Origin of the sequence: Chryseobacterium sp. Leaf180 (assembly GCF_001424585.1) — a bacterium.
In the GTDB taxonomy this organism is placed as follows: Bacteria; Bacteroidota; Bacteroidia; order Flavobacteriales; family Weeksellaceae; genus Chryseobacterium.
On the sequence record NZ_LMPJ01000001.1, the window covers coordinates 232,875 to 257,118 of the forward strand.

19 protein-coding genes and 3 tRNA genes are annotated in these 24,244 nt (G+C 37.2%); 13 read left to right on the plus strand and 9 right to left on the minus strand.

What is annotated here, in order from left to right; genetic code table 11:
- Positions 1-3 precede the first annotated feature (3 nt).
- The 3 genes from prmC to ASG01_RS00970 are packed head-to-tail and all read right to left on the minus strand — an operon-like array spanning position 4 to position 2,249.
- Complete coding sequence (gene prmC, locus ASG01_RS00960; RefSeq protein WP_055858602.1) at positions 4-852, minus strand: peptide chain release factor N(5)-glutamine methyltransferase; 849 nt, start codon at positions 850-852, stop codon at positions 4-6.
- Positions 852-1,610, minus strand: a complete 759-nt coding sequence (locus ASG01_RS00965) for a YaaA family protein (protein WP_055858605.1) — start codon at positions 1,608-1,610, stop codon at positions 852-854. The genes prmC and ASG01_RS00965 overlap by 1 nt, the downstream gene beginning before the upstream one ends.
- 21 nt (positions 1,611-1,631) lie before the next feature.
- Positions 1,632-2,249, minus strand: a complete 618-nt coding sequence (locus tag ASG01_RS00970) for an L-threonylcarbamoyladenylate synthase (protein WP_055858608.1) — start codon at positions 2,247-2,249, stop codon at positions 1,632-1,634.
- Between the two features lie 101 nt (positions 2,250-2,350).
- On the opposite strand from ASG01_RS00970, the gene ASG01_RS00975 reads away from it, so the two are divergent.
- The 3 genes from ASG01_RS00975 to ASG01_RS00985 all read left to right on the plus strand — a co-directional run bounded on the left by ASG01_RS00975 (position 2,351) and on the right by ASG01_RS00985 (position 2,650).
- Positions 2,351-2,423 (plus strand) — tRNA-Met (locus ASG01_RS00975).
- Positions 2,424-2,463: 40 nt separating this feature from the next.
- Positions 2,464-2,536 (plus strand) — tRNA-Met (locus tag ASG01_RS00980).
- A 38-nt stretch (positions 2,537-2,574) separates the two neighbouring features.
- Positions 2,575-2,650, plus strand: a tRNA-Met gene (locus ASG01_RS00985).
- Positions 2,651-2,747: 97 nt separating this feature from the next.
- Here ASG01_RS00985 and ASG01_RS00990 read toward each other — a convergent pair.
- A complete protein-coding gene (locus ASG01_RS00990; protein ID WP_055858609.1) occupies positions 2,748-3,320 on the minus strand; it encodes a hypothetical protein in 573 nt (190 codons plus the stop codon).
- A gap of 294 nt (positions 3,321-3,614) precedes the next feature.
- Here ASG01_RS00990 and ASG01_RS00995 point away from each other — a divergent pair, with 294 nt between their 5' ends.
- The 4 genes from ASG01_RS00995 to ASG01_RS01010 are packed head-to-tail and all read left to right on the plus strand — an operon-like array spanning position 3,615 to position 7,454.
- Positions 3,615-3,980 (plus strand): BlaI/MecI/CopY family transcriptional regulator, encoded by a 366-nt coding sequence (locus ASG01_RS00995; protein WP_055858612.1) that lies wholly within the window; start codon positions 3,615-3,617, stop codon positions 3,978-3,980.
- A 1-nt stretch (position 3,981) separates the two neighbouring features.
- Entirely contained in the window at positions 3,982-5,721 is a 1,740-nt protein-coding gene (locus ASG01_RS01000) for a M56 family metallopeptidase (RefSeq protein WP_055858615.1), read from the plus strand.
- Positions 5,722-5,730: 9 nt separating this feature from the next.
- A complete protein-coding gene (locus ASG01_RS01005; protein WP_055858618.1) occupies positions 5,731-6,552 on the plus strand; it encodes a GLPGLI family protein in 822 nt (273 codons plus the stop codon).
- Positions 6,553-6,554: 2 nt separating this feature from the next.
- A complete protein-coding gene (locus ASG01_RS01010) occupies positions 6,555-7,454 on the plus strand; it encodes a GLPGLI family protein (protein ID WP_055858621.1) in 900 nt (299 codons plus the stop codon).
- Positions 7,455-7,519: 65 nt separating this feature from the next.
- Here ASG01_RS01010 and ASG01_RS01015 read toward each other — a convergent pair whose 3' ends face one another.
- The 4 genes from ASG01_RS01015 to ASG01_RS01030 all read right to left on the minus strand — a co-directional run bounded on the left by ASG01_RS01015 (position 7,520) and on the right by ASG01_RS01030 (position 13,068).
- Entirely contained in the window at positions 7,520-9,376 is a 1,857-nt protein-coding gene (locus ASG01_RS01015; RefSeq protein ID WP_055858624.1) for a PDZ domain-containing protein, read from the minus strand.
- Between the two features lie 68 nt (positions 9,377-9,444).
- Entirely contained in the window at positions 9,445-11,073 is a 1,629-nt protein-coding gene (locus tag ASG01_RS01020) for a M1 family metallopeptidase (RefSeq protein WP_055858627.1), read from the minus strand.
- Between the two features lie 124 nt (positions 11,074-11,197).
- The gene (tatC, locus tag ASG01_RS01025) at positions 11,198-12,016 is read right to left on the minus strand and encodes a twin-arginine translocase subunit TatC (RefSeq protein WP_185097211.1); all 819 of its coding nucleotides are present in this window, start codon (positions 12,014-12,016) and stop codon (positions 11,198-11,200) included.
- A gap of 92 nt (positions 12,017-12,108) precedes the next feature.
- Positions 12,109-13,068, minus strand: a complete 960-nt coding sequence (locus ASG01_RS01030; protein ID WP_055858630.1) for an SIS domain-containing protein — start codon at positions 13,066-13,068, stop codon at positions 12,109-12,111.
- Positions 13,069-13,225: 157 nt separating this feature from the next.
- On the opposite strand from ASG01_RS01030, the gene recQ reads away from it, so the two are divergent.
- The 5 genes from recQ to ASG01_RS01055 all read left to right on the plus strand — a co-directional run bounded on the left by recQ (position 13,226) and on the right by ASG01_RS01055 (position 19,437).
- Positions 13,226-15,430, plus strand: coding sequence for a DNA helicase RecQ (gene recQ / locus ASG01_RS01035; RefSeq protein WP_055858633.1), 2,205 nt, complete (start codon positions 13,226-13,228; stop codon positions 15,428-15,430).
- A gap of 69 nt (positions 15,431-15,499) precedes the next feature.
- The gene (locus ASG01_RS01040) at positions 15,500-16,588 is read left to right on the plus strand and encodes a glycosyltransferase (RefSeq protein ID WP_055858637.1); all 1,089 of its coding nucleotides are present in this window, start codon (positions 15,500-15,502) and stop codon (positions 16,586-16,588) included.
- 11 nt (positions 16,589-16,599) lie between these two features.
- Positions 16,600-16,953 carry a hypothetical protein gene (locus tag ASG01_RS01045; protein ID WP_055858639.1) on the plus strand — a complete coding sequence of 118 codons (354 nt, stop codon included), beginning with the start codon at positions 16,600-16,602 and terminating at the stop codon, positions 16,951-16,953.
- Between the two features lie 126 nt (positions 16,954-17,079).
- A complete protein-coding gene (lpdA, locus tag ASG01_RS01050; protein WP_055858641.1) occupies positions 17,080-18,483 on the plus strand; it encodes a dihydrolipoyl dehydrogenase in 1,404 nt (467 codons plus the stop codon).
- Positions 18,484-18,612: 129 nt separating this feature from the next.
- The gene (locus tag ASG01_RS01055; RefSeq protein ID WP_055858644.1) at positions 18,613-19,437 is read left to right on the plus strand and encodes a S1 RNA-binding domain-containing protein; all 825 of its coding nucleotides are present in this window, start codon (positions 18,613-18,615) and stop codon (positions 19,435-19,437) included.
- Positions 19,438-19,478: 41 nt separating this feature from the next.
- Here ASG01_RS01055 and ASG01_RS01060 read toward each other — a convergent pair whose 3' ends face one another.
- Positions 19,479-23,399, minus strand: coding sequence for a T9SS type B sorting domain-containing protein (locus tag ASG01_RS01060; protein ID WP_055858646.1), 3,921 nt, complete (start codon positions 23,397-23,399; stop codon positions 19,479-19,481).
- 166 nt (positions 23,400-23,565) lie between these two features.
- Between ASG01_RS01060 and ASG01_RS01065 the strand changes: the two genes are divergently transcribed.
- Entirely contained in the window at positions 23,566-24,159 is a 594-nt protein-coding gene (locus ASG01_RS01065) for a TetR/AcrR family transcriptional regulator (protein WP_055858649.1), read from the plus strand.
- The last annotated feature ends 85 nt before the right edge of the window (positions 24,160-24,244 follow it).

Consider the following 24,244-nt stretch of genomic DNA (forward strand, 5'->3'; position numbering starts at 1 on the left):
GATTTATTTGATTCCAATTATAAAACGGTCATTGCCGCTGAGATCTTTCCTAAGTTCACTTTCCGAAAAGTTTTTAAATAAATCTAAAGTCTCTTTGCCGAGTTTTTGGTTAATTTCTAAAAATAAAAGTCCGTTTTTAATCAAATATTTTTCGCAGTCCTCGGCAATTTTCCGGTAAAAAATAAGGGCATCTGACGTAGGTGAGAAAAGCGCCATTTTCGGCTCAAACTCTTTCACTGAATCAGCAATCTCAATTTCTTCGTTAATTCCGATGTACGGCGGATTTGAAATGATTATATCAAAATTTTCTTTAAAATCAATTTTAAGATAATCAGCATGAATACAATTGATTTTCAACTGATGAAAGTCTGCGTTTCTTTGGGCAACCATTAAAGCTTTTTCAGAGAAATCAATCGATATTATATCAGCTTTAGGAAAATGTTTTTTCAAAACCAATGGAATGATTCCGCTTCCGGTTCCGATGTCTAAAATCTTTAATGTGGTGTTTTGAGCGTGTGATTTTGAAATTTTCTCAATGGCAATTTCAAGCAATTCTTCCGTTTCAGGTCTGGGAATCAAAACGTGTTCGTTTACAAAAAATTTCATTCCGTAAAACTCAGTTTCACCCAAAATCTGCTGATAAGGTTTACCCGATTCAAGCTGAATGATCACTTCTATAAATTTTTTAAGATTCTCAGTCGAGATTTCCTGATCCGAGAAACTTCGCTGCTGAATTCTGTTGATTTCTAAAATATTTTCAGCGAAAATTTCAAATAAAATATTAATTTCTTCCTGAGAATAGTTTCCTGAAAGCCTTTCTGTAAAGCTTTTTTTAACTTCACTAAAAACCATTACCGCGTGAAAATTAGTTTATCACCGGTCGAAGCTGCTTCATCAATTCTGTAACCTTCTCTGTTAAATGTTTTGACGTCATTCAGTGTTTTCGCATTGGTTTCAGCACAAAATCTTGCCATCATTCCGCGCGCATGTTTAGTGTAAACAACGATATTTTTTGGCTTACCCTCGCGAATTTCCAGAAATTCAACATCAATCATTTTCTGCTCAAGATTTTTTCTGTCAATAACTTTTCCGTATTCTGCGCTCGCAAGATTTAAAATAAATTCTGTTTTCTTCAGTTCAGATTTCAGAGCATCAGTAACTTTTTCCGTCCAGTACTCGTAGATATTTTTGTATTGGTCAAAATGAAAAGGTCTGCCCATTTCCAGCCGATAAAGCATGATTTTATCTGATGGTTTCAATATTCCGTACAAACCGGAAAGCATTCTGAAGTTTTTCTGAAGATAATCAACTGCATTTTTATCGAGAGTTTTTGCATCTAAACCGCGATAGACTTCACCGGTAAAAGCAAACATAGCGGGAGCCGATTCTTTTGCAGATGGTTTCGATTTCCACTTCTGGTTTCTTTCCCAGTTTTCATCGGCCAGCTTTTTCGAAATTTCCATTAAATCCGAGAGATATTTTGGTGTTTTTTCTTTTAAATGCTGATGAATAAATGATGCTTCTCTGATAAATTTCGGAGTTGTTAAGCGCAGCAAATCTGTGCTGTTCTCAATGTTCATCAGCTTTGCCGGCGACGAGATAATTTTCATTTGTGTCTGGTTTAAAAATGTTTAGGCTAAAATTTCACCTTTCCCCTGACGGATAATTTCTGGCTCGCCAGATGTCAGGTCGACAATCGTCGACGCAACATTGTCTCCATAACCTGAATCAATTACGAGATCGACCAGATGATCATATTTTTCGGCGATAAGTTCAGGATCTGTAGAATATTCTATAATCTCATCATCATCTTTAATAGAAGTTGAAGCGATCGGGTGACCTAATTTTTCTACAATAAGCTGCGGAATCGAATAATTTGGAACACGAATTCCAATGGTTTTGTGATTTTTATAAGCTAAGGGTAAACTCTTATTGGCTTCAAGAATAAAGGTAAACGGCCCGGGAAGATGTGCTTTCAAAAAACGGAAAACAGACGTATCTACAGGTCTCGTAAAATCTGAAAGATGACTGAGATCGTTGCAGATAATCGAAAACTGTGCTTTTTCCAGTTTTGTTTTTTTTATCTGAGCCAGTTTTTCCATGGCTTTAATATCAAAAATATTACAGCCCAAAGCATATACTGTATCAGACGGATAAATGATTATTCCTCCGTTATTCAGCGTTTTAACCACTTCATCAATTGCCTTTTCCTGAGGGTTTTCAGGGTAGATTTTCAGTATTTTAGCCATAGCACAAAGATAATTAAATTTAAAAATATACTACGAAAAGCATTGATTTACATTTTCGATTTGGTCATTCGGAAATTAATCGTATATTTGCAGTCCAATATCGCGGGATGGAGCAGTAGGTAGCTCGTCGGGCTCATAACCCGAAGGTCATCGGTTCGAGTCCGGTTCCCGCTACTAAGTAAAACGTTTGTCGGTAACGTTTCAAAAAATATACCGCGGGATGGAGCAGTAGGTAGCTCGTCGGGCTCATAACCCGAAGGTCATCGGTTCGAGTCCGGTTCCCGCTACTAAGATCAGTGCTGTCGGTAAGCACTCAAAAATACACCGCGGGATGGAGCAGTAGGTAGCTCGTCGGGCTCATAACCCGAAGGTCATCGGTTCGAGTCCGGTTCCCGCTACCAACAGGAGAATTGCAGATATGCGGTTCTCCTTTTTTTATGTATAATATATCGCAAAAAAAAACCGCTCAACAGAGCGGTTTCATTTTTTTTCTTTGAATTATTCTTTTTCCAGAGTATCAAATTTTGCCAGACTTAATTCGTCTGATTTTAGCTGTTCAAAGTAAGAAAGTTTGTTGTTGCCTTTCATCTTTTTCACTGCTCCAGTCGCTGCCATAAAGTCTTTGTCGATGGTAGTCGCGATTTCTGTAGGTTTAAAATCTTTTTTTACTGCCTCGTCTGTTACACCAAGAAAACCGTTTTTCTTTGTGACATACGTAATGTAATTGTCATAAATCGTCAGCGTATTTCTAAAATACTGCGTGTGATAATTCATGCATTTGTTGGCTTTTTTGGGCTTGTCTACAATGCAGTTTGCCATATTTCCTTTGTACAGATCAAATTCCTGTGCTACAGCATCGTACTGCTTTTTCAAAGCTTCCTTTCCGTTATTATAAACGGTATCGTCGCCCTGTTTTTCGCTAACTTTTTTCAGATGCTCCAAAACTACAGGAACAGTGCCCTCAATTTTAGATTTTGCCTCGGTAAGAGAACCGAAAACTGATGAAGACTGTGCCGAAGCTACATTAAATACAAATAAGAATAATACAATCAGTAAGTGATATCTTTTCATGAGAAATTTTTAAAGCACTAAAATAAATATATTTTCTGATTTTCTGCAATTTATGCAGTGTTTTATTTAACAATATCTTAAAAATTTTGGCAAATTCAGGAAAATTTTATTTAAATACTATCATTTATTCATCACTTACTGAAGAATTAATTAGATGTGTATTTATATTTAAAAAATTATTCTCTGATAATGAGCTGTTTATGTAATAATTGATTTTTATCACTAAAAAAATAGTGAACAAATAAAAATTATATTTAGATTTGTATCACTAACTAATTAGTTATAATAATTAAAATGAAAATCGAACATCTTACTAAAGCAGAAGAACAGATCATGCAGCTTCTGTGGAAACTTGAAAAGGGATTTCTGAAAGATATTCTAGACCTTTTTCCGGAGCCAAAACCTCATACGAATACTGTATCAACGATTCTGAAAGTTTTGAAGGAGAAAAACTTTGTAGATTATTGGGTGTTTGGCCGCCAGCATGAATATTTTCCTTTGGTGACAAAAGATCAATATTCTGGTAAGACAATGAAAAACCTGGTGAAAAACTATTTTAAAGGTTCTTATAAAAGTGCGGTTTCTTTTCTCGTGGAGAAAAACGAAATGTCTGTCGAAGATCTGGAAATGCTTCTCAAAGAAATAAAAAAAGAAAACTGATATGGAAGCGATTTTTATTTACTTTTTTAAAGTTTTTGTGAGTTCTGGTGTACTGTTTCTTTACTATCAGTTGTCTTTAAAAGACAAGACGTTTCACCATTACAACCGTTTTTATCTTCTTTCTGCCGCGGTAATTTCGCTTTTTTTGCCGCTTTTAAAGGTGGAAGATTTTACAGTCGAAGTAGATGCTGATCTGTATTTTTTATTGACAAAAATTCAAAATATTAAAACTACAAACACTATAAACGATGATCACATTTATTCTACACTTGGTTTTTCAGCTCTGGCACTGGTTTCTGTCTTTCTGGTAGTCCGGCTTTTTGTAGGGATTTTTAAAATTTTAAGCATCCGAAGAAAATTTAAGAAAGAAACTTTGCAAGGCATTAATTTTTATCAGACCAATCTTGATGACGCACCTTTTTCTTATTTTAAAAATCTATTCTGGAAGCATTCTCTGGAAATCAATTCAGATCTCGGAAAGCAGATTCTGAAGCACGAAATGGTGCATATTGAGCAAAAACATTCTTATGATAAAATTTTCATGGAACTGCTGAGCGGTATGTTTTGGTTTAATCCGGTATTCTATTTTATGAAGAAAGAGCTTTTTCTTATTCATGAATATCTTGCTGATAAAAAAGCCGTAAAACAAAGCGACACGAAAGCTTTTGCGCAAATGCTTCTTGCAGGAAATTTCTCGGCAGATATTCTTCCGGGAACCAATCCATTCTTAAGTTCAAACTTAAAAAAAAGACTCAAAATGATCCAAAAACCTCAGACCAAATTCGGTTATTTAAGAAGAATATGTGTACTGCCCATTTTATTTTTGATGGTATTTGCCTACTTAGTGAATGCTAAAAACCGCGAAATCAAAATAGTAAACAAGCAGGCAGATTTCGCAGCAGCAGAAATTTTTAAAAATAATTTTGAGAATGTAAAAACTCTTCAGGATACGGTAATTAAGCCAAATATGACGAAAGGTGATTCCGCAAAAACCCTGACTGAAGATTTTAACGCAAAAACAGATTCAACGGTAAATGAATACGAACTCTTCTACCGGACTGCCTTGGCAAAAAGAGAGTCTGCGAGAGAAAAGCAACAGTCTGAAAAAGAAAAAATGCTTACAACCATCCGCGAGCGAAGAAATGCACAGAGTTTTGATGAGATTTTCAGCAAAAACAGGAATTATGAGAAAGAACCTTTAAGCAAGAAAGAATTTGAGATGCTGAAAAAAGACGCGGATGAAATTTTGAAAAACACCCAAAAAATATCCGGGTCTGGTGCACGCAATATGGCAATATTTCAATCTGACGGTTTTGAAACCATAGTTTTCGATCGCAACGGACAAATAATCAAGCAAAAGCCAGCCCCGGTAAAATCTGAGATTTCAGTGATGTCTGTTGATGCGGACGAGCTTTTTATCAACGGTAAAAGAGTTTCGAAAGAAGATTTTCTAAAGTTTCAGACCGAGTATAAAGATCTGAAAAATGGGAATCACAAGATCAAAAAAATGATCATCGAAAGGGTGGGAGACGAGAAAATTTCTTATGCGCGAAAAATGAGTATTACTACAGATAAAAATTCACGTTCCGGATCCTTATTGAGATATCTTATTAACGGTAAAGAAGTAACAAAAGCGGAAGCAGAAGCTCTATCACCATCTGAGATTTCACGTGTCGATGTGAGGAAGAAAAGTCTAACTGCAAAAAAGGCTGACGAGATCGCAATAACTACCAAAGATTAAAAACAAACCATGAAAACTTTTATTTTTATTTTCCTAATAAATTTTGCGTGTGTCTTCGGGCAAAACCAGCGATTTGTATATGAGTATCAGTTCGTGCCAGATTCTGCGAATGTTGCTGATATTAAAAAAGAAATCATGAATCTTGATACTTCTCCTGGAGGATCGAAGTTTTACAGCTACACCATTTATCAGTCAGATTCTGCCATGAAAATAAATCTTGAAAAGCAGATTGCGGCGACCGGAATGATCAACATCACGCCAGATATGTACAAAGGTTTGGTGAAAGATCAAATATCGAAAACGTATCCGCAGTATGATGTTTTTCTCCATACAAAGATTTTTGCAGATCAGTATAAAATAAAAGATTTGCGGAAGTTAAACTGGAAAATTTCAAGCGAAAAAAAGAAAACAGGCGACTGGAATGTTCAGAAAGCAGAAACTGATTTTGCAGGGAGACACTGGACGGCTTGGTTTGCTGCAGAAATTCCGATTCAGGATGGACCGTACAAATTTCACGGTTTGCCGGGATTGATTGTTTCGCTGGAAGACAATTCGAAATCGCATGTTTTTGTACTGAATGCTGTGAAAAATTTAGATCAGATTCCGGGAAATATTTGGGACAGAAAAGAGATTGATATTAATGCCAAGCAGTATTCAAAACTCCTGAAAGATTACGAAAACGATCCTACAAAAGGCTTAAAACAGATGCAGATGGGCGCTGTAACAATGATTATGGCTGATGGTAATGCAAAGCACACCAAAGAGCAGGAAGCGAGAATTAAGGAAAGAATTAAAAAAAATAATAATCAGATTGAACTTGTCAAAAACTAAAAATGAAGAAAATTTTCACATTGTGTGCTGTACTGATTTGCTTCAGCACTTTTGCACAGAACCGATTTTTTTACGAGTATAAATTCATACCCGATTCCACCAACAGGGCTGATGTGAAAACAGAAATGATGCTTTTGGATATTGATGAAAAAGGCTCAAAATATTACAGTCAGGATAAATTTTTATCAGACTCGACTTCTCAGGCGGATCTCGAAAAACAGATCAAAACGGGATCTACAAATCTTACATTAAGCCGCCGGGAAAAACCTGGACAGGTTGCTTATAAAGTGACAAAAGATTATCCAGATTTTAAGACTTATCTTTTTACAAGAATTTCTTCGGACATGTACAAAATTGAAGAAGATAAAAAACCGGAATGGAAAATTCTTGCCGAAAAGCAGAAAATAGGGTCTTATAGCGCCCAAAAAGCTACGACAAATTTCGGAGGAAGGGAATGGACGGCTTGGTTTACCACTGAACTTCCGTTTCAGGACGGACCATACAAATTTTACGGACTTCCGGGTTTGATTGTTAAAATTGAAGATAAAACAGGATCGCACAACATGACTTTGGTTGGTAATAAAAAGATGCCGATGCGTGTAGAAAAAGATGTGGAAACGCCTGGAGGAGTTCAGATTTACGGGATGGGCGGAAAAGAGGTGATGATCAATAAAAATCAGTTTATCAAAGCGTGGAAATCTTACGTAAATGATCCTACAAAAAATATGCGCGAGATGATGATGAAAAATAACGAAAACAACAAAGTGGTTTTTAAAACCACCAGTGCAGACGGCAAAGAAATATCAGATCCTAATCAGGTTTTCAGAGAAATTGAAAAAAGAACGAAAGAAAATTTAAAGAAAAACAACAATCCGATTGAGCCGGAACTATACGGGAAATAAAAAACGAAAACACAAGTGCTGAAAAAGAAGGAGCGGGAAAATTTTCCCGCTCCTTTCTCTATCTTCTATTTATTTCCTGTCAGCCATTGGTTTTGCAGTTTCTGCTCTGCCGCAGTTGGATTTGCTTTAAAATCTAAAGTTTCCAGCGTCATCTTATCCATCACAGCCTGACCTTTAAGATCAATTTTGTCGGTTTTGTCGCCATTTTTCCGTAGAACAGTAACCGTTACATTCTGGCCTGGTTTGATCGACTGTACATACGTAATCAATTCCTGAACTTTTTGAATGTCAATTGTTTTACCGTTGATAGCATACACTTCATCGGTGATCTTCATCCCGATCTTTTTAGCAAAAGTAGAAAGCGGCGTGCTTTCATCAAAGATAAAAGTGCTGTTTTTTTCGTTAAATCCGGTTTGGTTGGGATCTTTAATAAACCACAAAATCGGTGGCGTTTCCTGTTTTTTTATTTCCACACCAACCATATTCAGATACTTTTCGTATGGCGTCGGCTCGCTTCCGGCGATATATTTACTGTAAAAATCTTTAATCTGAGGATAACCTGTAACCGTAACCAGTTCGTCGATGAGTTTATCATCTTTAAAAGGTTTGTTTTCGCCGAAACGCTGAGACAGTTTGCGAATCATATCGCGGTAGCCCATTTCGCCGTTTGAAAGTTTGCGGAGTTCGATATCCAGACACATTGTGAGCAGCGTTCCTTTTTCGTACACATTGCGGTACTGATCTTTGTACTGATCAAGCAGAATATTTTTGCTCATCACGGTAAATGGCATCGTGTCGTCGTAGTTTTTCGAGTTTTTAATTTTATCTGAAATTCTCTGTAAAAACTGCTCTTTGGTAATCAAACCTTCCTGAATCTGGAAAAGATTGGCAAAATATTCTGTTCCGCCTTCATACATCCAAAGGTGTTGAGACATTTTCGGATCGGCATAATCAAAATAATGAATCTCTTCAGAATGCGTTTTCAGCGGATTTACCGTATGGAAAAACTCATGTGAAACAACGTCAGTTAAAGTCTCATCGATGGCTTCTTTCGGCATCATTTCAGGCAAAACCACACTTGTCGATTCGTGATGCTCGAGCGCTCCGAAACCTTTGATCTGCGGCCCGTCGGTACCTGCAAGATAAAGCATGATCGCGTATTTTTTATTGGTATTCATATCACCCAAAAATTTCTTCTGAGCAATCACCATTTTCTCTAAATTTTCTTTAAAATCAGCCGCTTTATATTTTCCTGTCGGTGAATAAACGCCTAAAACGAGATCCATTCCGCCTGCATTGAACGTAATAAAATCCGGTTTGGAGTACATCAGCGGAGAATCGGTGAGTTTCGCGTAATTGGCGAGCGTAAATGTGTCGGTATCTTCAGATTTATCCTGATCTACCAAAGCGGTCGTGCCGTAAAAATCTTTTGGTTTTTTGATAATTAACTGATACGGAACATCCTGCATACTGTCGAAATAGCCGACAAAACCATGTGTATTGATGAGATACACTTTCCCTTCTTCAATATCGGTTCCAGAGGGCGAAAATACTGCTTTGTGCTTTTCAGCATTCATTTCGTCATCAAAACTGTCATTTACGAAATACGAAACTTCAGCAAGATTCTGCACATTTTTCAGGCTGTAGGTATTGTCGTTCACCTTTGTGAAAGCAAGTTCTTTCCCTTTTGCATCTAAAAATCTGATGCCTTCAATAAATCTTCCGTAGTCGTCTACTGAGTATGTTCCCGGAACAGTTTTCGGAAAATGAAATTTTGCATCGCCATTTTTCATTTTTGGAACTGCAATTTTCACCGGAATTTTATCATCTTTCACGGAGGTAAGATCGATCGTCGTCTTCATCGACTGCGCCTGAACATACACAGCCGAAAGAATACCAATGCTGAAAAGTATTTTTTTCATTAGGTTTATTTTAGTTAAGTAGTTGATGGTTTTTAGGTTTTGTTACAGCTTAAATTTCTGATTTGATGTTAAACTTTCTTAAACATGATATAATAATTCCTGTTAAACTCAACCGGAACGCTGCTTTTCAGTTTTAGCGTCTGCCATTCTGCTGTTGGATTAATTGTCTGATCGCCGATTCGTACCGGAAGTTTCAGATTCTGAACCGTGTTGCTGTATTTGAATTTAAGTTCGTTTCCTTTTTGAGAATATTCCAAAACAGGAACTTTTACAGTTCTCAAATATTGATCGAAAACGGTTGAGAAATCAATTCCGGCTTTCTCAGAGATGTACTTTTCAACCTGCTGTGTCGTCACCGTCTGATGATAAAAATCTTTATTTAGACCCCGTAAAATCTGTCTGAATTTTTCATCATTATTAATCACCTGGCGTATCGTGTGCAGCAAACTCGCCCCTTTTGGGTACATATCGCCGCTGCCTTCATTTCTCACGCCATATTTCCCGATAATCGGAATGTCATTCTGAATGCCGTTCTGAATTCCCTGCGCATAAATATCCGCCGATTTTTTATCCATAAAATGTTCCGTAAAAAGCACTTCAGAATACATCGTAAAACCTTCGTGAACCCACATATCAGCTTGGTCTTTCGCCGTAATATTATTTGCAAACCACTCGTGTCCACTTTCGTGAATGATAATATAATCCCAGTTCAGACCAACGCCCGTTCCGGAATAATCCTGTCCCATATATCCATTTTCATATCCGTTTCCGTACGCGACATTGCTCTGATGCTCCATTCCCAGATAAGGCGATTCCACCAGTTTATAAGAATCTTCATAAAATGGATACGGTCCAAACCAGTATTCAAAGGCTTTCATCATAGGCTGTACCTGTTGAAACTGTTTTTTTGCTTTATCCAAATTGTAATCGATTACCCAATAATCAAGGTCCAGTTTTCCTTTTTCGCCCATGTAAGAATCTTTAAAATTGACATATTTGCCAATATTCGGAATGATAGAGTAGGCGTTGATCGGATTTTTAATTTCCCACGTAAAAGTATTTTTTCCGTTTTCTGTTTTTTTTTCGGTGAGCCGACCGTTTCCGACACCAACCAAATCCTGTGGCGTACTGATTTTCATCGTAATGCCTTCATCCGGCTCATCGCTCCAGATATCTTTTGTGGGAAGCCAGACCGAAGCGCCAATGCCTTCGTCCGCCACGCTCATCCAGGGATTTCCCTTCTCATCTTTGGTGAAAACCCAGCCGCCGTCCCAGGGAGCACGTTTTGCAATCACCGGATTTCCGCTGTATGTAACGTCAATCGTATGTTTTTCTCCTTTTTTAAAACTTTTTTTGGCAGAAATAAATATGAAATCTCCGTCTCTCTTAAAATCACCTTTTAACGGGAAACTGCATTCTACCTTGTCCGCTTTCATCGGTTGCTGGAGATCGATCTGAAAAACAGGATCGATAACATCTTTCGTCAAAGTAAACGTAATCAGATTGTGTCCGCTGATGCTTTTTGATTTAAAATCGGGTTCTACAGAAAGATCGTAGCGTTTTACATCCCAGAAATTCCTGAATTGGGTATCGGAACCTTTCAGTGAATCTTGTTTGGTGAAAGTTTTATTTTTCTCAAAAAATTGCCCGAAAGCGAGTCCGGAACAGAGAATGATGGCGTACGTAAGTTTTTTCATGGCCGCGATTAATTTTCTCAAAAATAAGATAAAAACCGCGATCTGAATTTAAATGTGATAAAAAGTTTCGGCGCGAAAATCGAAGATTTTCGGCGCCGAAACGGTATAATTTAAAAATAAAGTTTTAAACCTGAAGTCCGGCTTCTCTTTTCTGTAGTTTTTTGAAAGTATAATGACACATAATGATACTCACTTCATACAAAATCAAAAGTGGAAGTGCCGCCATAATCATACTTAAAACATCTGCAGGCGTAATGATTGCCGCAACGACCATAATCAAAACAACTGCGTGACGTCTGTATTTTTTCATGAATTTTGGATTCAGAATACCGACAATCGTGAGGAAATAAATAAGAATCGGAAAGAGAAAAACTACTCCCATACCGATGACAACCTGGAGGAAAAGTGCTGTATAATCACTCAAATCGTAGAGCGGAATAATAATATCTGAAATTTTAAAGATGACTCCAAAGTTGACGGCAAAAGGTAAGATCAGGAAATAGCCGCACATTACGCCCATTACAAATAATATCCAAACCGAATTAATAATAAAAATCGAATTTTTTCTTTCATTTGGATGTAATGCCGGTCCGATGAATCTCCAAAGTTCCCAGACGATGAAAGGAAATGCAATCACCAAACCACCAAAAATTGAAACCGCAATCATCACGTTAAACTGCTGATACAGACGCTGCACACGCACCGGAAATTCTTTTGGAAGCTCGATACTGTCTGAGCCTAAAAGCATTCTCGAAAAATGGTTGACAATTTTAAAAGTCGGAAAATCATTACGTGTCGGACCAAAAAAAACATGATCCATAATCCAGTTAATGTTATATCCCACCGCAAAAGATGCGATTACAATAGCGATTATCGATCGGATCAGATGTCCTCTCAGTTCGCCAATATGCCCAAAAAAGGACATGTCTTTACCTTCACTCACCGGTTTTTATTTAATGTTTTCAAATGTATGAAAAAAGCACGGATTTCGGCATTCCGTAACCGCTTATTATGATGTTCTTTAGATATAAATATTTAGTTGATTCCTTCATCAAGCAACTTATGAAGATCGATAATGCCGAAATATTCTGCATTTTCAGTCACAATCAGTTGACCGATATTATAATATTTCAGAATTTTCATGGCTTCTTTTGCCAGCGCAGTTTTCTCGATTGTTTTTGGATTTAATGACATGATATCGCGCGCACAAATTTCGCTGAAATCTGTCGTATTTAAAAGCATTCTCCGAAGATCACCGTCGGTAATCACACCGATAATTTCAGTACCTTCTGTTACGATTGTTATTCCGTGGCTTGAGCTGCTTATCGAAATGATTACTTCTTTTACCGAAGCTTCAGGCGAAACATGTGGTTTTTTGGATGATAAGAACTGTTCAACTTTCGCGGTTAAATTTTTACCTAGACTTCCACCCGGATGAAAACGCACAAAATCGCGGTCTTTAAAATCTTTCAGACTCATTAAACAGACTGCCAAGGCATCACCAAGCGCCATCTGTACAGTCGTCGAGCTGGTCGGTGCGAGATTATTCGGGCAGGCTTCCACCTCAATTTCTGCATTTAAAATCACATCTGCAGCTTCGGCAAGTTTGCTGGTAAAATTTCCTGTCATCGCGATGAGAGCAGAACTGTATTCTTTCAGATAGGGAACAATGTTTACAATTTCCGGTGAACTTCCCGAGTTTGAAATGCAAAGTACAATATCTTTTTTCTGAATCACACCAAGATCACCATGAATCGCTTCTGACGCATGAAGAAACTGCGAAGGCGTACCGGTAGAATTGAGAGTGGCAACAATCTTATTTGCTACGTGCGCAGATTTTCCAATTCCTACGACAATGAGTTTTCCTTCACCATTGTGAATGATCTGCACCGCCTTTTCGAAATCGATGCCGATCCTGTCCTGCAATCTTTTTAGTTCTGAAATTTCTATTGATAATGTTTGTTTTGCGACAGAGATAATGTTTTCACCGCTCATATAATTCACTCTTTTTTAGCTTAAGATATTGTTTTGAAGATAATTTTACGGCATCTTTGATTAGGAAAGTTTTGTGAATTAAAAATCGTCAGACTTTCTTTTTAAACAAAAATGTTATAACTTTGGTATAGATGCAAATTTAGCAATACAAAATTAGATGGGTGCAAAAAAAGCCAATTTATCGGGTGAATTAAAAAAACACTTCGGTTTTTCGACCTTCAAAGGTCAACAGGAGCAGATCATCGAAAATCTGCAGGAAGGCAAAGATATCTTTGTACTGATGCCAACAGGCGGTGGCAAATCGCTTTGCTATCAGCTTCCGGCACTGATCTCAGAAGGTACCGCTATTGTGGTTTCTCCTCTGATAGCCTTGATGAAAAATCAGGTAGATGCCGTAAACGGGCTTTCGTCTGAGAGCGGCGTCGCGCATGTTTTAAATTCTTCTCTTAACAAAACTCAGACCAAACAGGTCTTTGACGATATACGCAGCGGAAAAACGAAGCTTCTGTATGTAGCTCCCGAATCTCTTATTAAAGAAGATTATCTTGATTTTTTTAAAGAAGTTAAAATTTCATTTTTTGCAATAGACGAGGCGCACTGTATTTCAGAATGGGGACACGATTTCCGGCCAGAATACCGAAATCTTAAATTTATCATCGACAGAATCGCGGATGTTCCTGTAATTGCGCTTACCGCAACGGCCACACCGAAGGTTCAGGATGATATTCAGAAGACGCTGGGCATGACGAATGCGATTGTTTTTAAAGAGAGTTTTAATCGGCCGAATTTATATTATGAGGTTCGCCCTAAAGTAAATGTTGATAAAGAAATTGTAAAATTTATCAATAAACATAAAGGTAAATCTGGAATTGTATACTGTCTCAGCCGTAGAAAAGTGGAGGAGTTTGCACAGTTGCTCCAGGTAAACGGAATTAATGCTTTGCCGTATCACGCAGGTTTAGACCAAAAAGTGCGCGTGATGAATCAGGATAAATTTCTGATGGAAGATGCCGATGTGATTGTTGCTACAATCGCTTTTGGGATGGGAATCGATAAACCTGATGTACGTTTTGTGATTCACTACGATTTTCCGAAATCACTTGAAAGTTATTATCAGGAAACCGGTCGCGCAGGGCGGGATGGTGGCGAAGGACATTGTCTGGCATTTTACGATCCAAAAGATATTGAAAAACTCGAAAAATTTCTGGCGCAGAAACCTGTTTCTGAGCGTGAAATTGGTTTGCAGTTGCTGAATGAAGTGGTCGGTTACGCAGAAACAACGATGAGCCGACGACAGTACATTCTTTATTATTTTGGGGAAGTTTTTGATCCTGTAAAAGGTGATGGCGCATCTATGTGCGACAATTCTACCAATCCTCCGACACTGAAAGAAGCTACTGACGATTTAATGAAAGCTTTGAAACTTATCGATGAAAATAACGAAAAATTTAAATCGAAAGATTTGATTTCCGTAATCGTCGGAAAAGAAAATGCGGTAACTAAATCATACAAACTTGATCAGAGTTCGCATTTTGGTTTGGGTAAAAATGAATCTGAAAACTATTGGAAAACCGTTTTGAGACAGGCTACTGTGCAGAATTTTCTCTTAAAAGATATTGAAACATACGGCGTTTTAAAAATTTCTGAAAAAGGAAAAGCTGCTCTAAAAGGAGATTTGAAAGAACCGTTTCTCATCGCTGAAGACCGCCAGTTTGATCTTTCGCAGACCAAAGCAGAAAGCGATCAGGTGCAAATGCAGAGCAGCGGAGGATTAGATCAAAATCTATACGCTTTGCTGAAAGAACTTCGGAAAAAAGTGGCTAAAAAACATCGAATTCCACCATATACGGTTTTTATGGATCCGAGTCTTGAAGATATGACAGTACAGTATCCGGTAAGTGTCGATGAAATTGCTAAGATATATGGTGTTGGTGAAGGAAAAGCCAAGAAATACGGAAAAGAATTTGCAGATTTTATCGCAAAATATGTAGAGGAAAATAACATCGAGCGTACTCAGGATATGGTTTTGAAGCAGGTTGCCAATAAATCGAGTCATAAAGTTTTTATCATTCAGAGCACTGATAAAAAAATTGATCTTGAAGACATAGCACGCGCAAAAAATCTTTCCATGACGGATCTGTTGAAAGAAATGGAACGTATTGTTTATCAGGGAACTAAACTTAATATTAATTATTACATCGAAGATAATTTTGATGAAGATACGGTAGACGAGTTTATGGAATTTATGAACGAATCTGAGAGCGACAGTATGAAAGTTTTACTCGATGAATTTGGCGATGAACTTTCTGATGAGGAAGTGAGGATGCTGCGGATAAAATTTATCAGCGATGTGGCAAATTAAAGGTTTCAACCTTTTTTTAATCTAAAATACAAAGTGCTAAAAGTAATATTTTAGCATTTTTTTTAAAATATGAAAAAGAAAATTTCGATCCTATTTATCCTTCCGGATCTGGAAACTGGCGGAGCAGAAAGAATAGTGACGACTATTGCGAATCATCTTTCGCGAGCGATTTTCGAGCCGAAAATTCTTTTGCTCAGGAAACAGGGCGGATATCTGGAATATCTGAAAAAAGATGTCGAAATTATCGATATCAATACCAAAAGAATCAGAAATTCGTTGCAGCCGATTTTAAAAGTTATCTACCAAAGAAAACCGGATATCGTATTTTCAGGGTTTGGAGAAGTAAATGCATATCTCTCTTTATTCATCAAAGTTTTTCCGAATATTAAATTTATCGCGAGAGAAACAAACGTGGTTTCTGAGCACGTGAAGCGCAAAGAAATCCGGTTTTTCTATAAATTTTACAATAATTATGATCAGATTATCGCGCAGAGCGACGACATGAAAAATGATCTAACGGATAAATTCAACATCAAAAAAGAGAAAATTTTTAAGATCAACAATCCGGTAGATTTTCAGTTTATTAATGCAAAACTTAAGAATATTTCTAAACCCGAATCTTTTCCTTCACACTATAAAAATGTCGTAGCGATCGGAAATCTCTCGTCCCGTAAAGGTTTTGACCAGCTTTTAAAAGTTTTCAGTCATTTAAAAGATAAAAATATTCTGCTTCATATTTTGGGTGACGGAAAAGATGCTGAAATGCTGAAACAGATGAAATCGATGCTTGATCTGGACAATGTGATTTTTCATGGCCGACAGGAAAATCCGTACCGGTTTTTGAAGTTTGCAGATCTTTTTGTGTTGTCTTCGCGCTACGAAGGTTTCCCTAATGTTTTGCTGGAAGCCGGTGCCTGCGGAACATTTTCGCTGGCAAATGACTGCCCGGGCGGCATCAGAGAAATTATTCAGATCGGAATTAACGGTGAGATTTCCAATATTGAAGATTCTGAAGGTTTTTCGAAAATGATTGTTCATCTATTACAGCATAAATTTGATGAGGAAAACATTCAAAACAGTATAAAAGACCGTTTTTCAAAAGAAATTATTTTAGATAAATACGAAAGAGTTTTGCTGGATCTCGCAAATAAAAAATAGAGAAAAAATTTATGAAAAAACTCCCGAAACTTGGCTGCGCCTGTGAACAGCACGATTTGTTTCCATCTGAATACCGAACTTCAGTTGTTGGAAAAGATACCACCGACGGAAGAAATGCCGAAGTATCGATTATTCAATGCAAACTCTGCCAGCGGATTTGGTTAAAATATGAATTTCTGTCTGAAAATAATTTTGAACAGAACCGGTGGTTTAAAGGAATTATTGCCAAAAAAGAAGTCGCCGATTTGAAGCCGGAAGATGCAGTTGAATATTTAGAAAGCCTTACATGGTACATTTGCGGGGGAAATTATTTCGATAATGAAGCAGTTTTCTCTGAAGGAAAACTTGACTTTTTAGAAAATTAAACTCTAAAAAATTAAAACATTTTGGAATGTGAACTTGTTATGAAACTTGATAAAACTCACTTTCATGAGTGGCAATTAATCAGTAAATTTGTAAGCATTAGTATTCAATAAAAAATTACAAATATAATGAATCAATTCGATGTTACCGTTATCGGTTCCGGCCCTGGTGGCTATGTAGCGGCAATCCGTGCGGCACAGTTGGGTTTTAAAACAGCTATTATTGAAAAATATTCTACTTTGGGCGGAACTTGTCTGAATGTAGGTTGTATTCCGTCAAAGGCACTTTTAGATAGTTCTGAACATTTTGAAAACGCCAAACATAACTTCGCATCTCACGGAATTATCATTAACGAGCCGCAGGCAGATCTTGGCCGTATGATCGAGCGTAAAAACGAGGTGATCAAACAAAATACAGACGGCATCAGCTATCTGATGAACAAAAATAAAATCACGGTTTTTGAAGGATTGGGAAGTTTCGAATCTGCAACTCAGGTGAATATTGCTAAAAATGACGGTACTTCTGAAACGATCGAATCAAAATATATCATCATCTCAACCGGTTCAAAGCCAGCTTCTCTGCCTTTTATTAATTTAGATAAAGAAAGAATTATTACTTCCACAGAAGCCTTGAATTTAAAGGAAATTCCGAAACACATGGTCGTAATTGGCGGTGGAGTAATTGGTTTGGAGCTTGGTTCTGTTTATCTAAGATTGGGCGCTCAGGTAACTGTCGTTGAGTTTATGGATAAAATTATTCCTGGGATGGATGGTGCTTTAAGCAAAGAACTGCTGAAAGTTTTGAAAAAGCAGGGAATGAAATTCATGCTTTCAACTGCTGTTTCGGCAGTAGAAAGAAACGGCGATTCAGTAAAAATTACAGCGAAAGACAAAAAAGGCGAAGAAGTAACTGTTGAAGGCGATTATTGTCTAGTTTCAGTTGGCAGAAAACCATTCACTGACGGTCTCGGACTTGAAAAAGCAGGTGTTGAACTTGATGAAAGAGGAAGAGTGAAAACCAACGATCATTTGCAGACTAATGTTTCGAATATTTATGCAATTGGTGATGTTGTAAAAGGCGCAATGCTCGCTCACAAAGCGGAAGAAGAAGGCGTTTTTGTGGCTGAAGTTTTGGCCGGACAAAAACCTCACGTGAATTATAATCTTATTCCTGGTGTTGTCTACACTTGGCCTGAAGTAGCCGGAGTTGGCAAAACTGAGGAGCAGCTGAAGGAAGAAGGCGCAACGTATAAAATAGGTTCTTTTCCAATGAGAGCGTTGGGTAGGAGCCGTGCCAGCGGTGATATCGATGGTTTGGTGAAAATTTTAGCCGACGAAAAAACAGATGAAGTTTTAGGCGTTCACATTATTGGAGCGAGAGCGGCAGATCTTATTGCAGAAGGCGTGATTGCTATGGAATTCCGGGCGAGTGCTGAAGATATTGCGAGAAGTTCGCACGCACATCCTACGTATGCTGAAGCTATAAAAGAAGCAGCTTTGGACGCAACCGGAAAGAGACCAATTCATATGTAAGATTGATTTAGTATAAGATATTTCAATATTTAAATAGAAAGAGAGGCAGTTTGTCTCTCTTTTTTAATTTTAAAACATCCTAAACGTCAAGATTTAAATTTGTTATCTTTGCCGCTTAAAATATCATAAATGCAACCCGGAAAAACGCAGACTTTAAAGATTTCAGAAAAAAATAATTCAGGATGGATTCTTGAATCCGATAACGGCGAAAAAGCTTTTTTGCCTAAAGTTTTCGTGCGCGATGAAAAGGAAATCGGTGATGAAATGGAAGTTTTCGTATATCAGGATGATCATAAACTGAAGGCAACTACAGAAATTCCGCTGGCTGAAGTGGGAGAATTTGCGGTAATGACCTGCGTTCAAAGTCTTCCGAGCGGCGCTTTTATGGATTGGGGAATTATTAAAGATCTCTTTATTCCATATAAACAGCAGAAGACAAAAATCATCGAAGGAAAGCGTTATCTGGTATATTTATACATTGATGATGATTTGGAGTTAATTACAGGAACAACAAAGTTCAAGAGAAATCCGCAGTATGAAGATTTGCCTTTCCAGAAAGGAGATAAGGTGGATTTGATTATGATGAACGAGAGCGAACTGGGGTGGAATGTGGTTATTAATAAGAAATACATTGGCCTGATTTACGCGTCGGATGTTTATAAAAAAGTATATCCGCTGTCTGAGGAAGAAGGGTACATCAAGGCGATTCGCGAGGACGGGAAAATTGATGTTTCGCTTCAGCCGGAAGGTTTCGAGAACATCGACGAATTTAGACAGAAAATTATAACCAAGCTGGAAGAAAACTTTGGTCTGCTGCATCTTTCAGACAAATCTTCACCGGAAGAAATAAGGGAAGCTCTACAGATGAGCAAGAAAAATTTCAAGAAAGCGCTCGGCGGTCTTTATAAAGATAAAATTGTAGAGATTATGGCAGATAAGATTCGGTTGGTTTAATATAAATTAAGAAGAGCAGAAATAATTTCTGCTCTTTTTTGTTATTCTCTGTTTTTGATCAGTAACCAACCTGTATAAATTCTGCCATCGGGAATTTTAATTGAATACCAGTAATTTCCTGTTGCCAACGGTGTCTTATTGTATGCGCCATCCCAATGGAAAACGGCTTTTGTCGTCGTTTGCTTAAAAACAGTAAAGCCTTTTCTGTCTACTATATAAATAATAGTTCCCGGATAGTTTTCCAGACCTGCAATGCGCCATTTGTCATTGATGCCGTCGTTGTTTGGCGATATCATATTTGGAATATTAAATATTGAAAATCCACTTTCACCGATGATACAACCCTGTTTTGTTCTCACGTAAACGGTGTACTGACCCATGGAAAGATTCGGAAAAATATTTGATGTTTGCCATGTATTATTATCCAAAGAATACTCGTAATCTCCGGGAACCGACATCAGAACTGTTGCTGCTGAAGAATTGATATTTATGGATGCGATTTCGCCCAAAACTAAGTATGATATTGTGACACTGTCTGTATTTTCGCAACCAAAACTATTCGTAACCTTAACTGTGTACGTGCCAGCCATGGATACCGAAATACTCTGTGTAGCCGCACCATTGCTCCACAAATATGATGTAAAACCCGTGCCGGCATCTAAAGTAATATTTTTCCCTTTACAGATAGAAAAATCTTCAGGTAAGTTTATAATCGGCTTTGGATTTAAGACAAGTTCCAGAATAACATTTTTAAAACAGCCGTCAGCAGTCGCTACTTTTACATTGATAATATTACTCCCTGTATTGATGGTAAATGCGGAAGAATTAGTAATCACGTTTCCATTTTGATCAGTGAAGGTGAATATGTAATTTGAAGGATTATTGATGATATTGCTTTGATAAGAATTCAGATTCACAACCATTGTACTACCGACTGTAGTATTACAGAATGTGGCGCGGTAATTTCCTGCAGGCACATTATTTTGCGAAAGCGTCACCAAGACCGGAAGTTTTTCAGATTTGCAGCCATTCACTGTCTGACTTGCAAAATAAGTCTGATTATTTACAAGAGGTGTATTAAGTGGTAAAACAATTCCTGCCGCATTGTAAAAAATAATTCCAGTACCGTTTATTACCAAATTAGCCAAAGTTGGATTAGCTGACTGACAAAAATCCTGAGTCGCGTTCGCAGTCGGCAGCGGTGTTTCATTTACAACAACCTGAATAATAATCTGCGTGCTCTCACATCCGTTTATTGTTTGTGTTGCGTAGTAATTTCCGGTGATCAAAAATGTTGCAGGCGGCAGAAGTATCCCTGCTGCATTATATACTTTAATATTTTGTCCGGCGATTTGAAGATTTGCAACTGTTGGTAAATCGGTTTTGCAAAAAGTCTGCGTTGAACTGTTTGTCGTTGGAAGTGACGCAGCAGAAATTAAAACGGTCTGATTTTGCTGCAAAGTATTACCATTTCCATCATTATACACCCAGTGGATGGTGTAAGATCCGGGGATGAAGTAGGATAGAGGATCAACTGTCGTCGCCATTATCAGGCCAGCACAATTATCGGTCGCGGTAGGAATGGTGGTGACTGTTGCAGAACAGTATCCTGTAACATCGGGCAGCTGTGTAATATTTGCAACAGGAGCAATATTGTCACCTACAATCACATTTAAAGTAAAACTTCCATCGCAAGCGCCAGATCCTGTAATAGAACAAGTATACTGACCTGCGTTTGCTGATGAGACATTAGAGATGATTGGATTTTGTAGATTTGATGTGAATCCATTCGGGCCAGTCCAGCTGTAATTTAAACCACCAGATGCATTGAGTTGTATATTTGAGTTTATACAGACAGGTGAATTTGAGGAAACTGTGCCTGATGAAGTACAATCCTGAAACTTGGCGATAAACATATCATTTTGTCCGCCCATGGTCTGCTGAAAAGTCCCGGGAGTAGCGATACCTGTAGTGTTACCACTTGATTGTCCGGTCATATAAATATAATTTTCGGCATCTTTTGTGACTTCAGCAAGTTGTGTTGCGCCATTACCTTGATAATATGTCCCCCATTCTTTAACATCGTTTTGATTTATCTTAATTAAAAATGAAGTTGTATAAGCCGTAGGTGTTTCCTGGTAAGCTCCAGGTGTCGATACTATTGCCTGACCGTTACTATTACTGTGTAATCCGCAGAAAAAAACATTTCCAAAAGTATCTGGATACGCAAAAGGCTGAATATCCATATCAAAATTAAAATATGTTTTTGAGATTGAATTGTTGGAAAGATTTATCCTCCAGATTCCGGGCTTAACAGATGCTGCTGAAGTAGAATATTCACCGCCTAAAATTAAAGTGTTATTATTAATTCTTGCTTTGAAGATTCTTTCCTGACCTTCGTTTCCGAAATAACTTGTGCGCAAAAAACCATTGCCCGTTTTCGGCATGACAAGATAAATTCCGTCGTTTAATCCCAGTTTAATCGGTTGAAATGCATTAATCATAGGAAAGTTAACAGATCGAGTTGCTCCAATAATCTGAAGATTTGTTGACGAATCAAAAATTTCATAAATACCAGATGAGCCGTCAGCAAAACCGATATAAGTAGCCCAATCTACGTTACCATTCAATGCATTTACAGAAGCTAAAACACCATCTGTCAATCCTAATGCAGTGGCCTTTGTTGGCTGCATAGCATTAACTGTAGGAAAGTCCTCGCTTGAAGTATTTCCACCTAAATAGACATGACCATCGTTATACGAGATTGTTTGAAACTCTTCCTTTCTGGAAGATAAAAACTCCTTTTGAAATTGCAATAAACCGTTATTATCAAATCTTACTACAATTATATTTGAATTATTTCCGAATGAAGATCTTTCTACAATCCCACCAGCATAAATATTAAAATTTTCGTCAAAAGTAACATCTGAGAAATAATCAGTGTAGTTAAATCCATAATATGTGCCCCACAATTTTTGACCAAATTTGGTTACTTTCATTAAAAATGCATCTGTCTGACCTGCAACATTCTGTTGATAAGTTCCCGCCGTAGCAAAATTTGTAGCACTAGATGTAGAACCATATGTATACACCGTGCTTTGTATATCTGCTTTTAACCTGCCATAATCATTGGCAGCCCCACCAACGTAGCTTCCCCAAATCCTCGTAGGGACAGGATCTATAATTATTTTTTTATCTGCTGTATTTACAGGTGATTTGAAACCAAAAATATTGTCTCCGAGATCTTTAAATTCCACCTGTAAATCTTTTTTGAAACTCTTATCTTGAATCCAGCTGTGCGGAATACTTTCTTCCATCTCACCAAACCGCACAGACATTAAAAGTTTCTTATCCTTTATTTTGACTTCTGCGCCAGAAAATTTCATTTTTATATCTGAAATTTTTCCGCCAGGATTAACAATGAAATTATATTCAATTGGTTTCAGACTGTCTTGTGGTTTAAAAAACACCAGATCAATGTTATTGTAAATGTTTTTATAAGTAATTGTTTGGTATCGGTGAACATTTGTTATTCCTTTAGGCTTTTCTGAAATATTATAATAATTTTCGAAATCTTTGGATTTTCCTTCAGCAATTATCTTTGAATTCTTATTAGAGCCTATTAGCTCAATGTCTATCCTGTGAAAAAGATTTTCATAAAGAAATTCGTCTGCGGAAAATGTTGGAGGTTGAGGAATTTGATTTGCAGTGTCTTTTTTAAAATTAGGATTTTTAGCTTTCTTGATTTCATAGACATCGTATGAAAATCCCTGATTGCGAAGCTGAACATTTAGACCGGGTGAATGAAAAAGATATTTTACATTCTTGTTTTCCTTTCCTTGCTGATCAACTATTTGCCCTATGTTTTCATAAAAAAGAAAATTATTCTGTCCTGAAAGTTTTTGCTGTGAATATAACAATGTTGAGAAAAAAAGAAACAAAAAGAATATAGAATTTTTCATCAGTATTTAGTTTGCGCAAATATATTAAAATCATCCAGTTATCTGCTAAATAATTCTTTTTCATGTGAAACTGATGCATGTCATATGAAATCTTTTAATTATTTTGTTTAACAATTTTGTCAAAAATAAAATACGCTTTATATTTGCACAAAATTGTTTAACAAAAATGTCAAAACAGGAAAAAAAAGATCAGACGCAGGAACTTATCAAAGAAACTGCAAAAAATCTGTTCTTCGTGCAGGGGAAATTTGATGCGACTACGCAAGAAATAGCCGATGCAGCGGGACTTAACAGAACTTTGATCAATTATTATTTTAGATCTCGCGATAATCTTGTACAGATTATTTTCGATGAAGCCGACCGCGTTGAGAAAGAGAAATCTGAAATAATCATGAATTCTGATCTGCCTTTTAAAGAAAAAATCAGCCTTTTTATTGAAGGAAGTCTTTCAACCAGTTTACAATATCCTTATCTCGAAACGTATATCGTTTCGCAAATCAATAAAGGTATTTGCCATAAAAGTGAGATCGAGCGTAGTCAGAAAGAACAGATTCTTAAAGATATTCAGACTGAAATGGACAGTGGGAATATTGAAAAAATGGAACCTGTGCAGTTTATTTTCAATATGATTTCGCTGCTGATTTTCCCGAGTGCGGTACGTCCGCTTCTGATGGAAAATATGATGATCGATGATAAAGAATTTGACCGGCTGATCTCTGACAGAAAAGATATCATCCTCAATATGCTTTTCAAAAAATAATTTGAGAATTAAAGTATTTTCAGTAGTCGGGCGTCAGTCTGCAAGACGGTTTCCCGCAAAATTTTACAAATAATCAAACTTTTAT

Bases quoted from the DNA above. Each gene is read 5' to 3' on its own strand.
- prmC (WP_055858602.1), bottom strand. From the start codon at position 852: ATGGTTTTTAGTGAAGTTAAAAAAAGCTTTACAGAAAGGCTTTCAGGA.
- ASG01_RS00965 (WP_055858605.1), bottom strand. From the start codon at position 1,610: ATGAAAATTATCTCGTCGCCGGCAAAGCTGATGAACATTGAGAACAGC.
- ASG01_RS00970 (WP_055858608.1), bottom strand. From the start codon at position 2,249: ATGGCTAAAATACTGAAAATCTACCCTGAAAACCCTCAGGAAAAGGCA.
- ASG01_RS00990 (WP_055858609.1), bottom strand. From the start codon at position 3,320: ATGAAAAGATATCACTTACTGATTGTATTATTCTTATTTGTATTTAAT.
- ASG01_RS00995 (WP_055858612.1), top strand. From the start codon at position 3,615: ATGAAAATCGAACATCTTACTAAAGCAGAAGAACAGATCATGCAGCTT.
- ASG01_RS01000 (WP_055858615.1), top strand. From the start codon at position 3,982: ATGGAAGCGATTTTTATTTACTTTTTTAAAGTTTTTGTGAGTTCTGGT.
- ASG01_RS01005 (WP_055858618.1), top strand. From the start codon at position 5,731: ATGAAAACTTTTATTTTTATTTTCCTAATAAATTTTGCGTGTGTCTTC.
- ASG01_RS01010 (WP_055858621.1), top strand. From the start codon at position 6,555: ATGAAGAAAATTTTCACATTGTGTGCTGTACTGATTTGCTTCAGCACT.
- ASG01_RS01015 (WP_055858624.1), bottom strand. From the start codon at position 9,376: ATGAAAAAAATACTTTTCAGCATTGGTATTCTTTCGGCTGTGTATGTT.
- ASG01_RS01020 (WP_055858627.1), bottom strand. From the start codon at position 11,073: ATGAAAAAACTTACGTACGCCATCATTCTCTGTTCCGGACTCGCTTTC.
- ASG01_RS01030 (WP_055858630.1), bottom strand. From the start codon at position 13,068: ATGAGCGGTGAAAACATTATCTCTGTCGCAAAACAAACATTATCAATA.
- recQ (WP_055858633.1), top strand. From the start codon at position 13,226: ATGGGTGCAAAAAAAGCCAATTTATCGGGTGAATTAAAAAAACACTTC.
- ASG01_RS01040 (WP_055858637.1), top strand. From the start codon at position 15,500: ATGAAAAAGAAAATTTCGATCCTATTTATCCTTCCGGATCTGGAAACT.
- ASG01_RS01045 (WP_055858639.1), top strand. From the start codon at position 16,600: ATGAAAAAACTCCCGAAACTTGGCTGCGCCTGTGAACAGCACGATTTG.
- lpdA (WP_055858641.1), top strand. From the start codon at position 17,080: ATGAATCAATTCGATGTTACCGTTATCGGTTCCGGCCCTGGTGGCTAT.
- ASG01_RS01055 (WP_055858644.1), top strand. From the start codon at position 18,613: ATGCAACCCGGAAAAACGCAGACTTTAAAGATTTCAGAAAAAAATAAT.
- ASG01_RS01060 (WP_055858646.1), bottom strand. From the start codon at position 23,399: ATGAAAAATTCTATATTCTTTTTGTTTCTTTTTTTCTCAACATTGTTA.
- ASG01_RS01065 (WP_055858649.1), top strand. From the start codon at position 23,566: ATGTCAAAACAGGAAAAAAAAGATCAGACGCAGGAACTTATCAAAGAA.